Source organism: Streptomyces sp. WMMB 714, from assembly GCF_900090125.1.
Lineage (GTDB): Bacteria > Actinomycetota > Actinomycetes > Streptomycetales > Streptomycetaceae > Streptomyces > Streptomyces daqingensis.
The window spans coordinates 44,015-56,929 of record NZ_FMHJ01000003.1; the positions used below are offsets into that span (position 1 = coordinate 44,015).

General features: G+C 73.0%; 12 protein-coding genes. 6 read left to right on the top strand and 6 right to left on the bottom strand.

The annotated features are described in order from the left end of the window. The first annotated feature begins 50 nt into the window (after nucleotides 1-50). Nucleotides 51-722 carry a biliverdin-producing heme oxygenase gene (locus H181DRAFT_RS05650; RefSeq protein WP_045863153.1) on the top strand — a complete coding sequence of 224 codons (672 nt, stop codon included), beginning with the start codon at nucleotides 51-53 and terminating at the stop codon, nucleotides 720-722. Between the two features lie 46 nt (nucleotides 723-768). Here H181DRAFT_RS05650 and H181DRAFT_RS05655 read toward each other — a convergent pair whose 3' ends face one another. Further along, nucleotides 769-1,170, bottom strand: a complete 402-nt coding sequence (locus H181DRAFT_RS05655) for an SH3 domain-containing protein (protein WP_045863154.1) — start codon at nucleotides 1,168-1,170, stop codon at nucleotides 769-771. A gap of 545 nt (nucleotides 1,171-1,715) precedes the next feature. Here H181DRAFT_RS05655 and H181DRAFT_RS05660 point away from each other — a divergent pair. Beyond that, the gene (locus tag H181DRAFT_RS05660) at nucleotides 1,716-2,717 is read left to right on the top strand and encodes an SCO2278 family lipoprotein (RefSeq protein ID WP_254666719.1); all 1,002 of its coding nucleotides are present in this window, start codon (nucleotides 1,716-1,718) and stop codon (nucleotides 2,715-2,717) included. A gap of 149 nt (nucleotides 2,718-2,866) precedes the next feature. On the opposite strand, the gene H181DRAFT_RS05665 is transcribed toward H181DRAFT_RS05660, so the two are convergent. Beyond that, the gene (locus tag H181DRAFT_RS05665) at nucleotides 2,867-3,616 is read right to left on the bottom strand and encodes a bifunctional DNA primase/polymerase (protein ID WP_045863155.1); all 750 of its coding nucleotides are present in this window, start codon (nucleotides 3,614-3,616) and stop codon (nucleotides 2,867-2,869) included. Nucleotides 3,617-3,958: 342 nt separating this feature from the next. Here H181DRAFT_RS05665 and H181DRAFT_RS05670 point away from each other — a divergent pair, with 342 nt between their 5' ends. Then, on the top strand, nucleotides 3,959-4,858 hold the full coding sequence (locus H181DRAFT_RS05670; protein WP_052708463.1) for a glycerophosphodiester phosphodiesterase: 900 nt from the start codon (nucleotides 3,959-3,961) through the stop codon (nucleotides 4,856-4,858). Nucleotides 4,859-4,995: 137 nt separating this feature from the next. After that, nucleotides 4,996-5,388, top strand: coding sequence for a VOC family protein (locus H181DRAFT_RS05675; RefSeq protein ID WP_045863156.1), 393 nt, complete (start codon nucleotides 4,996-4,998; stop codon nucleotides 5,386-5,388). 112 nt (nucleotides 5,389-5,500) lie between these two features. Here the strand turns inward: H181DRAFT_RS05675 and H181DRAFT_RS05680 are convergent, their stop codons facing one another. Continuing rightward, nucleotides 5,501-6,139 carry a TetR/AcrR family transcriptional regulator gene (locus H181DRAFT_RS05680; protein ID WP_045863157.1) on the bottom strand — a complete coding sequence of 213 codons (639 nt, stop codon included), beginning with the start codon at nucleotides 6,137-6,139 and terminating at the stop codon, nucleotides 5,501-5,503. Nucleotides 6,140-6,471: 332 nt separating this feature from the next. On the opposite strand from H181DRAFT_RS05680, the gene ddaH reads away from it, so the two are divergent. Continuing rightward, nucleotides 6,472-7,290 (top strand): dimethylargininase, encoded by an 819-nt coding sequence (ddaH, locus tag H181DRAFT_RS05685; RefSeq protein WP_368073253.1) that lies wholly within the window; start codon nucleotides 6,472-6,474, stop codon nucleotides 7,288-7,290. 159 nt (nucleotides 7,291-7,449) lie between these two features. Here ddaH and H181DRAFT_RS05690 read toward each other — a convergent pair whose 3' ends face one another. The 3 genes from H181DRAFT_RS05690 to H181DRAFT_RS05700 all read right to left on the bottom strand — a co-directional run bounded on the left by H181DRAFT_RS05690 (nucleotide 7,450) and on the right by H181DRAFT_RS05700 (nucleotide 11,805). Next, the gene (locus H181DRAFT_RS05690; RefSeq protein ID WP_045863457.1) at nucleotides 7,450-8,502 is read right to left on the bottom strand and encodes a small ribosomal subunit Rsm22 family protein; all 1,053 of its coding nucleotides are present in this window, start codon (nucleotides 8,500-8,502) and stop codon (nucleotides 7,450-7,452) included. Nucleotides 8,503-8,623: 121 nt separating this feature from the next. Beyond that, complete coding sequence (locus H181DRAFT_RS05695; protein WP_074467730.1) at nucleotides 8,624-10,066, bottom strand: multidrug effflux MFS transporter; 1,443 nt, start codon at nucleotides 10,064-10,066, stop codon at nucleotides 8,624-8,626. A gap of 110 nt (nucleotides 10,067-10,176) precedes the next feature. Continuing rightward, a complete protein-coding gene (locus tag H181DRAFT_RS05700; protein WP_045863160.1) occupies nucleotides 10,177-11,805 on the bottom strand; it encodes an alkaline phosphatase D family protein in 1,629 nt (542 codons plus the stop codon). Nucleotides 11,806-11,925: 120 nt separating this feature from the next. Here H181DRAFT_RS05700 and H181DRAFT_RS05705 point away from each other — a divergent pair, with 120 nt between their 5' ends. Further along, nucleotides 11,926-12,783 (top strand): SDR family oxidoreductase, encoded by an 858-nt coding sequence (locus tag H181DRAFT_RS05705; protein ID WP_074467759.1) that lies wholly within the window; start codon nucleotides 11,926-11,928, stop codon nucleotides 12,781-12,783. Nucleotides 12,784-12,915: the final 132 nt, after the last annotated feature.

A 12,915-nucleotide genomic window follows, 5' to 3' on the forward strand; every position in this document is an offset into this window, starting at 1 on the left:
TCCGCGCCTTCCGAGGTTTTCCCGACACCCTGTCGGTAAATGATGTCGTCATGACCCCACAGCTGCCGGCAGGACACCCCTTCTCCGCCCACATCCGTGACGCCTCACGCGCACAGCACACGGAGGCGGAGAACAGCTCGTTCATGAGCGACATGCTCGGCGGGAAGCTCGGGCCGGCCGCGTACGTGCGCTACACCGAGCAGCTGTGGTTCGTCTACCGGGCTCTGGAGGAGGGGGCGGGCGGCCTCTCCGGCGACCCCGTCGCCGGGCCGTTCCTGCGACGGGAGCTGTTCCGGCTGCCGTCGCTGGAGCGGGATCTGGACCACCTCCACGGCGGCACGGACTGGCGCCGCACGATCACGCCGCTGCCCGCGGCCTCGGACTACGCGGACCGCATCGCCGAGGTCGCCCGCGACTGGCCCGGCGGCTACGTCGCGCACCACTACACCCGCTACCTCGGCGACCTCTCCGGCGGCCAGGTCATCCGCTCGACGGCCGAGAAGACCTGGGGCTTCACACGCAAAGGCGACGGGGTCCGGTTCTATGTCTTCGAGGACATCCCGAACCCCGCCGCCTTCAAGCGGGGGTACCGCGAACTGCTCGACGCGGTACCGGCCGACGATGCGGAGAAGCGGAACATCGTCGGCGAATGCAGGCGCGCCTTCGCGCTGAACACGGCCCTCTTCGAGGAACTGTCGGCTCTTCAGGCCCCCGTCCCCTGACCCTCGGTCAGCGGCCGGCGGCCGTCGCGCCAACGCGCCCGCAGGATCAGCCCATGGCCTTCTGCGCCTTGGAGGTGTCGGTCATGGGCGAGGGGTAGCGGTCCTTGCACAGCTTCACGTGGCCCACGTTGTGGACGTAGCGCGCGCTGATCCAGTACTGGCTGTTGCGCAGCTTGTACCAGTAGGCGTTGCCGTGGATGACCTGCGCGCGGACCTTGCAGTCCAGGCCCCGCTCGGCGCGGTAGGGCAGAACGTACTTCACCGAGGAGTCGGTGCTCGGGTACTGGCGCACGTTCAGGCCGGACTTGGCGGTGACGACGCCGTAGGGCTTGTGCGGGTGGGCGGCGACGGCCGCCTCGGCCGCGCTCGCCCCCAGGAGCGATCCGCCCAGGAGGACGGCGGAAGCCGTGGCGGCGATCCGTACACGACGAGCAGTAGTGGCAGCCATTCAGCTGCCTCCTTTCCGTAAGCCGCGAGCGGGCGGGGCCCGGAGACGGCGTCGGGGGGACGCGTTCTCCGATGGACAGCCCCACGCCGGATCACGGAGCAACTGGGACGTTCTGCCCGATTTTATGCAGCTATGTTCCTGTTGAGGCGTCAGCACACGCGGAGTTCGGGGTTCGGCACCGTGTTCGGCGGCACCCTCTGACGGGGCCGCGGACAGCGTCCGGGAGGACCGCGGAACCGGCCCGCCCCGCCGGACTCCGGAAGCCTTCGGACGGGTGCGCCGCGGCAGCCGGGACGACCCTCCGCCCCTCCACGGCTGATCCACGGATGACGGCGCGTCACCCGCCGCCTTTCCTCGCCGCCGTCCCGGCCCACCGGACCCCGTTGTGCCGCCCGCACGCAGAACCTCCCGAAGGGCTCCATCACTCCCCCTCAGGTGCGGCCGCAGCGCCGCGCATGATGTCATTCGCCCCGGCCTCGGGCGCGGACGCCGCAGGCCGGGCAGTAAAGTGCGTTACCGCGAGGCGGGCGGGGAGGTCGACCACGATGAAGGCGCGACAGACGCGACGGGCGCTACAGGTACGGCTGCTGGGGGCGGCGGCGACCACGACGGTGCTGACGGTGGCACTGTCCGGATGCGTGACGGTGCACGGCGAGACGGCCGTGGTTCCCGCGGTCTCCAAGTCCGAGGCGAAGAAGGTGCTCGCCAAGTTCAGCAAGACGAGCAACAAGGCCAACCGGACGTTCGACGTCAAGCTGAACACGACCGTGGAGACGGGCGCGCTCGGCGCCATCGACCAGGCCGGCCTGAAGTCCCGCAAGAAGGTGCAGCCCGAGGGCAACCCCGGCTACAAGCCCCTGCGCCTGTCCGACGAGCGGTTCCTGATCCCCAAGCAGGCGGGGTGGCCCAAGTTCTTCGTCGCCGACACCCAGACCAACCGGATGCGGAACGGCCGGTGGCTGTTCGTCTTCCAGCGGGACGGCGCCGACGCCCCCTGGAAGGCGTCCTACCTGGCGGTGCTCGAGAACAGCGAGATGCCCGAGTTCGCCGTCGGCAAGGGCGGCTACGCGAAGGCCGTGCCCGGCACCAGCGGACACGGGCTCGTGCTCGCACCGGACGAGCTGAGCGACGCGTACGTCAGCTACCTGCGCGACGGCAAGGGCGAGGAGGACTTCGCACCGGGCGCGCACACCAGCAAGCGCCGCGCACAGCGTGAGGGCTCGGCCAACAGGCCGGGCAGGCGGACGGAGTTCGCCGACCAGGCGGCCAAGGCCCCGCAGTACGCGCCGTTCGGTCTGCGCACCGAGGACGGCGGGGCGCTGGTCTTCTTCGCCTCCCACCACCACAGCAAGGAGACCTTCGCCGAGGGCTACAAGCCGCCGGTGAAGGACCCGCTGCTGAAGGCGCTGATGACGGGCGAGCCGAAGCAGTCGGTGACGTACGTGCGGGTGTCGGAGCAGGCGGTGGTCGTGCCGTCGAAGAAGGCCGGCGGGCAGGTCGGCTTCCTCAACCGCATCGACGGGCTGACCTCCGCCAAGGGCGAGTGAGCCGGGCCGCGAGTGAGCCGGGCCGCAGGAGTGACGACGGCAGCCGGCGTCCGCCCCCGGGACCGGTACCCGGTCGGGTGGCCGCGGCCGGTGCCTGACGGGACGTCGGCGCAGGGGCCGTCAGGCGAGGGCCGGCGGCCCGTCCGCGGTCATCGCACAGGCCAGGGAGCGGTCTCCTCACCCGTGTACGCCGCGCAGGCGTCGGTGAGCGCCTCCAGGAGCGTCAGCGGCTCCGGGAGGACTTCCGGACCGCCAGCGCCGGAGACCGGCGGCCGCACCCAGCGCACCTGCGCCTCCTCCCCGCGGCCGGGGAGCGTGGCGGGAGGTACGAGCACGTAGCTGCCGCGGCAGTGCCAGCGCAGGCCGGGGTGCTCGTCCATCGTCTCCGGGTGGCAGTCCAGTTCGCAGGGCCACCACTCCTCCTCGTCGTCCGGAGTGCCGCGCGTGGCCGTGAAGAAGAGCATGCGGTCGCCGCCCGAGACGGCGACGGGACCCAGCGGCACCCCCTCCGACTCCAGCCGCTCCAGTGCCGCCCGGCCCGCCTCGGCCGGCACGTCGAGCACGTCGTGGTCCTTGCCGGTGGCGGCGACGAAGTTCGCGTCGGGCTGGCTCTCGGCCCAGCGCCGGATCTGCTCGGGGTCCGTGGTGGCCTGCGTCTGCCAGCCGAAGGAGACGGGGTGACGTCCGGGAGTCGGGCAGCCGATGCGTACGCAGGAGCAGCCGTACCCCGAGGGGTGGGCGGCGGGTGCGAGCGGGAAGCCCGCCTCAGCGGCGGTCAGCAGGAGTTCCGTACGGGCACGGGCGGCGTCGGCCTGCGCGCCGGCGTTCCTGGCCTTCGCCCGGGGACCGGACCGCGTGAACTGGCGCAGCCACCGGTCGAACCTGCTCTCGCTTTCCATCTACCGCCTCACTCCGCACCTAGCGACCACACAACCGTGGATCTCCGAGACTACGCAGCACAGCGCGTGCTCTGCGGCGAATCCACGGATCGGGGCTGACCGACCGTCACGCACAAGCGCCGTGACCGGTCGCGATGCTCTCCTCTTCGCACGGATCGTCCTGTCCTGACGGGGCGGGTACCCGTGCGCGGCCGATCCTTGTACGGCAGCCCCGCCCGCCTGCCCCGCCGGGCCGGTGCCGCCGCGGGGCGGACGTGCCGCATATGCCGTGTGTGCCGCGTACTTCCCCGTATGGACCGCTCCGGACGGCGCGTGCCGTGACGCCCGCCTAGCTTGTGCACCATGGTCGCGGTCACGCTCACGAGCGCCAGGGCCCTGCTGCTCCGGCTGCTCTTCCCGCTCGCGGTCCTGGCCCCGGCCGCACTCGCGCCGGGGTGCGCGCCCGCACGCATCCGAGCGGACGACGGGCCCCTCGTCGACGGCCTCCCCGGGACGGTGTACGCGGCGCACCGGGGCGGCGCCCGCGAAGTGCCGGAGAACAGCATGAGCGGCCTGCTGGCCACGTACCGCGAGCACACCACCGACGTACTCGACGTGGACGTGCGCTCGCTCCGCGGCGGAACGCTGGTGGCGATGCACGACCGGACGCTCGACCGGACGACCGACCACAGCGGGCCCGTCGGCGACCTCTCCCTGCGCGACTGGCGCCGGGTGCGCATCCGGCCCTCCCCTCACCTGCCGGGCGACTGGCGCCGGGAGCGCCCGCCGACGGCGGCGGAGGTGCTCGACCGGTTCGGCGGGAGGACGGTGCTCAACATCGAGATCAAGGACGCGGAGGGGCTGCGGCCGCTGGCGCGTCTGGTGCGCGAGAGGGGTCTGACGGGGTCCGTCTACGTGCAGTCGAACAGTGTGCGGCTGGCCGCGCGGGCGCACCGGATGGGGCTGCTGACCTCGGTGTGGCGGTCGGTGGAGCAGGCCCGTACGGACCGGCCGTCCCGGTGGCGCCGCTACGTCGACATGCTCAGCGTGGACCACCGCGCCCGCGGTTCAGACATCCGCAGGGCGGCACGGTCCGGTATCGCACGGGTGTGGGCGCACACCGTCCTCACCCCCGCCGCACGGGACCGGGTGCTGCGGCTGGGATGCGACGGCGTGATGACGGACGCCCCGCGGCTGCTGGCACGCACGGACAGCGGGGAGGGGCCCCGGACGGCGAACATGCCGGCCCGGCCCGGGAGTTGAGACGGGCCCCACCGGGAAGCGCGAGCGGTCCGGAGGGACCGGCGGGCGGCCGGGCGGCTACTGCTCCGGCGGGAAACGATCACCGGGTTGGTGCGAGTGCCGCGTGCTGCTCTGTCTGTTGCGTAGGCTCGACCGACATGGAAGCAGCGATGCCGTTCGTCCATCACCTGGGCGTGTTCGCTTCGGACTTCGAGGCGAGTGAGCGCTTCTACACCTCCGCGCTGGAGCCGCTCGGCATCGGCGTCGGCCATCGGGCCGACGGCGTGGCTGAGTACTGGCATCCCGAGCGGGACACACCTTCGCTGTCCCTGGAGCGTGCGGAGCGGGCGACTGCCGCCACCAGGGGGGTGCACATCGCGTTCACGGCAGGCAGCCGGGACGCCGTGGACGCCTTTCACGCCGCTGCGGTGGCGGCCGGGGGCACGTCCCGGCACGCTCCTCGCTCATGGAGCGAGTACCGCGCCTACTGTTCGTTCGTCAGCGATCCCGACGGCAACAACGTCGAGGCCGTTCACAAGGAGATCCCGTAGCGGACCGGTTCCGGACAAGCGGCTGCGGTCATCGGGCGTCGCCGCAGCGGATGCCCTTCTCGCCGTGAACGCGAGCACGTCCCGTCCGCCGGGCGGCCGGCTCGTCGGGACCCTAGCGGGGTGCGAGCCCACGCAGCACGAGGTCGACGAGCGCGTCGGTGAACTCGTGCGTGAGGTTGCCGGTGCGCTGGAGCCAGCGCTGCTGGAACGGGCCGAGCAGCATCTCCACGGCCAGCCCGATGTCGACGTCCTCCGCGATCTGCCCGGCCTCCTGCGCGGAGCGGAGCCTGCGGGCGTAGACCTCCGTGCCGGGCTCCATGAGCCGCTCCAGGAACTCCTTGGAGAGCTCCGCGTCGGCCGCTCCGGCCACCGCGAGCGCACGGTAGGGGGCCTCGAAGGAGGCATCGGTGAACTCGTCGACCGTCGCGCGGAGCACCTGCTTGAGATCCGCCTCCAGGTCGCCCGTGTCCGGGATGCCCGCCTCGTACTCGCCGTCGGTGACGACCGTGGTGAAGGCCTCCAGCAGCACCGCGGCCTTGGAGGGCCACCAGCGGTAGATGGTCTGCTTGCCGACGCCGGCACGGGCGGCGACCGCCTCGATGGTCAGCTTGTTGTAGCCGACCTCGCCGACCAGCTCCATGCTCGCGTCGAGGATGGCGCGCCGGGAGCGCTCGCTGCGGCGGGAGGCGTCGGGAGTGCGGAAGCGGCGGCCCCCGGAGGCGGAGGACGAGCCGGGAGCGGCGGAGGGCATGGGCAGAATCTAGCAACCCCCGGAGACGGGACGGACGTCCCGCCGGGGCGCGAATTCCCCCGCGGGCTCCGGGAGTCGGAAGGGCCGGGCCGGGCGGAACGGAGGAGACGGCAGGCGGGCGGGGGCCGCCCGTACCGTCCGGGCGGCGAGCCGTCGGCGGGGGGCGCGGCCCCGGGGGACGAAACGGCGGAAATGCCTGGCAGGACGGGCCAGTCGGGCGCCCGGGACGCCCCGGCGGGACAAGATTACGAACACTTCCGCGCGCGAAGGGCTCCTGTGGGCGCACCATGGGCGGGCAAGGTGCTCGTCGACCACCCCGTGAGGAGCCTTCGTTGTACGGACCCGGGTACACCCCCCGCCGCTTCCTGATGTGCCCACCGGCACACTTCCGCGTCACGTACTCCATCAACCCGTGGATGGATCCGGACAAGCCCGTGGACCTCCCCCTCGCGCAGGCCCAGTGGGAGGAACTCCGGGACCGCTACCGTTCCTACGGCCACACGGTCGAGGAGCTGGAGCCGCTGCCCGGCCTCCCGGACATGGTGTACTCCGCCAACGGCGCCCTCGTCGTCGACGGCCGGGTCCTCGGCGCCCGCTTCGCGCACCGTGAACGCACGGACGAGGCGGCCGCCCACCGCGAGTGGTACCGGGCGAACGGCTTCACGGAAGTGCGGGAGCCGGAGCACATCAACGAGGGCGAGGGCGACTTCGCGGTCACGGACGACTGGCTCCTCGCCGGCCGGGGTTTCCGCAGCAGCCCCCTCTCGCACGGCGAGGTGCAGGAGTTCTTCGGGCGTCCGGTCATCGGCCTCGACCTGGTCGACCCGCGGTACTACCACCTGGACACGGCGCTGTGCGTGCTGGGCGGGAACGAGGTCATGTACTACCCGCCCGCCTTCTCGCCCGGCGGCCAGGCCGTGCTGAAGCGCATGTTCCCCGACGCCCTGATCGCGGCCGAGACGGACGCCGAGGCGTTCGGCATGAACTCGGTGAGCGACGGACACCACGTGTTCCTGCCGCAGGCCGCCGTCGGACTGCTCGACCCCCTGCGTGAGCGGGGCTACGAGCCGATCCCCATCGACCTGACGGAGTTGCTGAAGGGCGGCGGCAGCGTGAAGTGCGTCACCGCCGAACTGCGCCCGGCGGCCTGATCCGCGGAGCGCGCGGGCACCGCGCAGCGGCCCGCGCGCTCCCTTCTCGCATCTCTCACATCCGCGCGACGTCACGCCCGGGCGCCGCCTCGCGTCCGTATACCCCGGCGGCTGCGGGTCGTTCCCGTCAGCCGCCCCGGCGGCCGCGGGTCGTTCCCGTCAGCCGGCGGAACCCGTGCCGGGGCCGGGCACGGGCCAGGTGTCGCCCCACTTCACGTCGCGGGCCTCCCGGTAGGAGGCGCCGTGGCGCTTGGTGACCGTCGCCGCGCGGAGGCCGTCGTCGCGGGTGCACAGGTCGAGCAGGACCTGGCCCTTGCGCTTCTGGGGGCGGCGCACGACGCGTCCCGTGGCCGGCTCTCCCGTGATCTCCGGACGGACGGCGGCGACATAGCTGAACTTCTCGTCCTCGTACGGCAGTGAGCCGCCCTTGACCTGCCGGAGCAGCGAGGAGCGGTTGACCCGTGTCCCGAAGTGGCACCAGTCCTCGCCCGGCACCATCGGGCAGCGCGCGCTGTGCGGGCACGGCGCGAGGACGCGCATGCCGGAGCCGACGAGCTGGCCGCGCGCCGCCATGACGCGGGCGTAGCCGTCGGGCGTCCCGGGCTCGGTGACCACCACCGCGGGCGCGGCGCCGATGGCGGCCGCGACGGCCGCCTCGCGGTCGGGCCCGGACAGTTCGCCCAGGACGTAGGAGACGGTGACCAGGTCGGCGGACGGGAGCGGCGCCCCGTCCGGCTGCCCGCGCAGCGACCGCCGTCGCCACTCCGCTCCGCGCAGGGCCTTTCCGGTTCCGGCGTCTCCGGCCGTGCGGCCCGCGCCCGCTGCCAGTTCGCGTCCCAGGTCGAGGGCGGGTTCCGCCCAGTCGAGCACCGTGGTGCGGCGTGGTGCGCCGCCCGGGGCGTCGTCGCCCCAGACCGCTGCGGCCGCCCACACGGCGGCGCCCGTACCGCCGCCCAGGTCGAGGTGGGACGCCGGCCGCCAGCCATCGGTGCGTGCGGCGAAGTCGGCCAGCGCCGACGCTGCCGCGGCGAACGTGGCGGGCATCCGGTACGCCGCGTAGGCGACGACGTCGGCGCGGTCGCGCAGAAGCGGTGCGCCCGTCGGGGTCTCGCCCCGGTAGCCGGCCATGAGCCGTTCCACTGCGGCGGACGCCTTCCGGGGAGGCAGTCCGTCGACCAGTCGGGCCAGCGCGCCCCGCAGTTCTTCCTCGATCACCGCAGCAGTCTATGGAGCGCGCGGAGAGCGGAACGCGGGGCGGTGCGGCTCACCGGCCCGGGCCGACCGCTGCCCGGGCGGGCCCTTCGCGGTCACCGGCCCGGGCGGCCTCCCGTCGTCAGCCGCGGCTACGCCACGGCCGGCACAGTCCGGCGAACGCGCCCACCGCGATCGTCAGCGCGCAGAGCTGGACCACGGCCATCGGCACCGCCGTGTGCTCCCCGGCGATGCCGACGAGCGGGACGGCCACGGCACCGACCAGGAACTGGGCCGTGCCCAGGAGGGCGGAGGCCGACCCGGCCGCGTGGGGAGCGCGCATCAGGCCCTGGGAGTTGGCGTTGGGCATCACGAACCCCATGCCGGTCATCAGGACGCACAGCCATGCGGCGACGGGGAAGAGCCCCGCGTGCCCGAACGCCCCGCTCGTCAGCAGCAGCAGAGCGGTCGCGGCGGTGACGGTCATGCACAGCCCGAACCCGAGGACCCTGTCCAGCGGCACCCGGCCCACCAGGACCTTGCCGTTGATCTGTCCGGCGGCGACGAGGCCGATCGAGTTGACCATGAAGAGGAGGCTGAAGGTCTGCGGGCTGGCGCCGTAGATCTCCTGCATGACGAACGGCGAGGCCGAAACGTACGAGAAGAGCGCCGCGAAGGAGAAGCTGCCCGCCACTAGGTACCCCGTGAAGACGCGGTCGGCGAAGAGGCCGCGCATCGTGCGCAGGGCGTTGGGGACGCCGCCCTTCTGGCGGCCGTCGGGCGGAAGGGTCTCGGGGAGGCTGCGCGCCGTGACGACGGTGATCAGTACGCCCGCGCCGGCGAGGATGAGGAAGACGCCCCGCCAGTCGGTGAAGCGGAGGATCTGGCCGCCCAGCACGGGGGCGAGGATCGGGGCGAGCCCGCCTATCAGCATGAGGGTGGAGAAGAAGCGGGCCATGGCGAGGCCGTCGTACATGTCGCGTACGACGGCGCGGGCTATGACTATGCCCGCGGCCCCCGCGAGGCCCTGCACGACCCGGCAGACGATCAGCGTCTCGATGGTGGGCGCCAGCGCGCACGCAGCGCTGGCCAGCACGTAGGCGGACATGCCGATGAGGAGGGGGCGGCGGCGGCCGAACTGGTCGGACATCGGACCGACCACCAACTGCCCCGCGGCGAGCCCGAGCAGGCACGCGGTGAGCGTGAGCTGCGCGGTGGCGGCGGGGGTGCCGAGTGTGTCCGCGACCTCGGGGAGCGCCGGAAGGTACATGTCCATCGACAGCGCGGGCAGCGACGTGAGGCTGCCGAGGATGAGCGTCACCAGCAGACCCACGCGGGCGCGCGGGGTCAGCCCGGACCCGGCGGCCTTGGAGACCGGGTGCGGTGCGGTGCGCGGTCCGGCCGGCGCGGCCGCGTCTCCGGCGGTCGTGCCCACCGGGTCGCCGGCGGGTGCGGCGGCTCCCGCGGCGTGCTCGGACGGGGCCCCGCGGGAGCCGCCGTCCAGTTCGTCGCCCTGGACGGCGGGTTCGTGGTCGGCGGCGGATGCTGTCGCGGCGGCCGAACGGGCCGGGCCGGGGTCGGTCATGCACCTCTCCAAGAGATTGTTGTCAGCCCATACATTCTCCCAGAGCTTCTTCGGCCCGGCCCACTGGTTTCCCGTCCGCCCCACCGTGCACGAGGTCCGCGCGCGCTCCGTCAGAGCTGCGTGAGGCCCGGTTCGCCCTTGCGGGAGACGAAGGCGGCGGCGGTGGAGACGGGCGCCCCGGGCTTCGTCACCACGTCGACCGTGCGGTAGTCGGCACGCAGTTGCCGCTGGTCAAGGGTGATGAGGACGTAGCCGCGGCGGCCGTCGTAGAAGCGCATGTGGGGGTTTGCCTCCATCAGGGTCCGCCAGTTCCCCGGCCGGGCCACTCCGTCGCCTCCGCTGGCGAGCGAGGTGGTGACCAGTTCCACACCGACAGTGCGTGACGCGGCGTCATCGAAGTCCTCCTTGATGTCCATGGCGTAGTGCACGTGCACGTCCCCGGTGAGGACGACCAGGTTCTCCACGCCCGCCGCCCGCGCCGACTCGACGAAGCGCCCGCGCGCCGCCGGGTAGCCGTCCCAGGCGTCCATCGACAGCGGATAGGGGCCGGTGGTCCGTTCGCGGCGGCGGGAGAGGACGCACTGCTGCGGCACGAGGTTCCACACCGCGCGCGAGCTGCGCCAGCCGTCGGCGAGCCAGCGCTCCTGGGCGGCGCCGAGCAGGGTCCGCTCGGGCCGTTCGGTCTCCTCGGTCGGCACTTGCCAGCCGTCTCCCGCCGCCTGGTCGTCGCGGTACTGCCGGCCGTCCAGGATGTCCAGCTGCGCGAGCCGCCCGAAGTGCAGCCTCCGGTACAGCCGCAGGCCCGAGCCCGAGGGCTGCTGGGGCGGACGCAGCGGAAGGTTCTCGTAGTACGCGCGGTACGCGGCGGCCCGCCGGGCGAGGAAGACCTCGGGCGGAGAACCGTCCGGCACCTCGTCCGCGTAGTTGTTCTCCACCTCATGGTCGTCCCACGTGACGATCCAGGGGTGGGCGGCGTGCGCGGCCTGCAGGTCCGGGTCGCTGTGGTACAGGGCGTAGCGCAGCCGGTAGTCCTCCAGGGTGGTGGTCTCCTTGTTGAAGCGGTCGGGGAGCTGGAGGGCCGGGTCGGCGCGGTCGCCGCCGTGTGCGTCCACCGCGTACTCGTAGAGGTAGTCGCCGAGGTGCAGGACGGCGTCGAGGTCCTCCTCCTCGGCGAGATGCCGCAGCGCTGTGAAGTACCCGTCGTGGTACGCCTGGCAGGAGACGGAGGCGAAGCGCAGCGACGCGGGATCGTCGTCGGCCGCCGGAGCCGTGCGGGTGCGCCCGGTGGGGCTGGTCCAGTCGCCCACGGTGAAGCGGTAGTAGTAGCGGGTGCGGGGCTCGAGGCCCTCCGGCACGACGTGGACGGAGTGGTGGAACTCGGGGTGGGCGGTGACCTTCCCGCTGTCGACCGTGCGGGTGAAGCCCGCGTCCGAGGCCAGCTCCCAGCGGACATCGACGGCACCGGCGGCGAGTCCGCTGTCCGGTTCGAACGGCTCGGGTGCCAGACGGGTCCACAGCACGACGGAGTCCGGCAGCGGGTCGCCCGAGGCGACGCCCAGCGTGAAGGGGTCCTTGACGATGTCTGACGGGTCGAGTCCCGGAACGGCCTGGGCGCGCAGGGGGAGGTTCGTGCCCAGGGCGAGCGCCACGGTCGCCGCCGTCCCCGTCAGCAGTCTGCGCCGGCCCAGGTGCCGTGCCGCCGCACGATGAACGCTCTCCGTGCTCAATGGCTGCGTCATACATGCGATTGCACAGTCCGCGGAAGGCTGTGAGTCGGCAGACACGCGACGGGCACATGGCGATCCGGTGGCGTGCCGCTCGTGCGGCGGCGTGCGGGCGGCGGCACGTACGCTGCGCGCATGACGACGAGGAGCGGCGCCGCCGCCGGACGGGGCGCAGGCGCGGCGGGCCAGGCGGGCAGGACGGCCGTCGTGACGGGCGCGGGTTCGGGCATCGGCCGGGCCGTCGCCGTCGAACTGGGCGCCGCGGGCTGGTCGTTGACGCTCGCCGGACGGCGCCGCGAACCGCTGGAGGAGACCGCGCGCCTCGCCTCGCCGGCCGCCGGTGCCCGCCCGGACGCCGGTGCCCCGGCGGATACGGGACCGGCCGCGGGACCGGCCGCCCACACGGTCTGCCCGACGGACGTCACCGATCCCGACTCCGTGACCGCGCTCTTCGACGCGGTGCGGGACGGCGGCGGCAGGCTGGACCTGCTGTTCAACAACGCCGGCGTGTTCGGCCCGTCCACGCCGCTGGAGGAGATGACGCCGCAGGAGTGGCGCGGCGTCGTCGACGTCAACCTGACCGGGGCGTTCCTGTGCGCGCAGGGCGCGTTCCGCCTGATGAAGGCGCAGAGCCCCCAGGGCGGGCGGATCGTCAACAACGGCTCGATCTCGGCGCACGCGCCCCGTCCCGGCTCCGTCGCCTACACGGCGACCAAGCACGCGATGACGGGCCTCACCAAGTCCCTCTCCCTGGACGGCCGCCCGTACGGCATCGCGTGCGGGCAGATCGACGTCGGCAACGCGGCCACCAAGATGACGGCGCGGATGCGCGAGGGCGTACCGCAGGCGGACGGGACGACCGCTGCGGAGCCGCTGATGGACGCCGCCGATGTCGCCCGCACCGTGCTGCACATGGCGCAGCTGCCGCTGGAGGCGAACGTGCAGTTCGTGACGGTGATGGCCACGGCGATGCCGTTCGTCGGACGAGGCTGACGGCCGTCCGGCGGGATCCAGCCCGACGGGATCCAGCCGGACGGGATCTAGCCGGACGGGGCCTCTTCGGCGCAGACTCATCTCCCCCGCACCCATGGCCTCCCCTTGCCGGGGAGTGACGAGCGGGGCTCC

Coding starts and splice junctions, on each gene's coding strand:
- H181DRAFT_RS05650 (WP_045863153.1), top strand. CDS start 51: ATGACCCCACAGCTGCCGGCAGGACACCCCTTCTCCGCCCACATCCGT.
- H181DRAFT_RS05655 (WP_045863154.1), bottom strand. CDS start 1,170: ATGGCTGCCACTACTGCTCGTCGTGTACGGATCGCCGCCACGGCTTCC.
- H181DRAFT_RS05660 (WP_254666719.1), top strand. CDS start 1,716: ATGAAGGCGCGACAGACGCGACGGGCGCTACAGGTACGGCTGCTGGGG.
- H181DRAFT_RS05665 (WP_045863155.1), bottom strand. CDS start 3,616: ATGGAAAGCGAGAGCAGGTTCGACCGGTGGCTGCGCCAGTTCACGCGG.
- H181DRAFT_RS05670 (WP_052708463.1), top strand. CDS start 3,959: ATGGTCGCGGTCACGCTCACGAGCGCCAGGGCCCTGCTGCTCCGGCTG.
- H181DRAFT_RS05675 (WP_045863156.1), top strand. CDS start 4,996: ATGGAAGCAGCGATGCCGTTCGTCCATCACCTGGGCGTGTTCGCTTCG.
- H181DRAFT_RS05680 (WP_045863157.1), bottom strand. CDS start 6,139: ATGCCCTCCGCCGCTCCCGGCTCGTCCTCCGCCTCCGGGGGCCGCCGC.
- H181DRAFT_RS05695 (WP_074467730.1), bottom strand. CDS start 10,066: ATGACCGACCCCGGCCCGGCCCGTTCGGCCGCCGCGACAGCATCCGCC.
- H181DRAFT_RS05700 (WP_045863160.1), bottom strand. CDS start 11,805: ATGACGCAGCCATTGAGCACGGAGAGCGTTCATCGTGCGGCGGCACGG.
- H181DRAFT_RS05705 (WP_074467759.1), top strand. CDS start 11,926: ATGACGACGAGGAGCGGCGCCGCCGCCGGACGGGGCGCAGGCGCGGCG.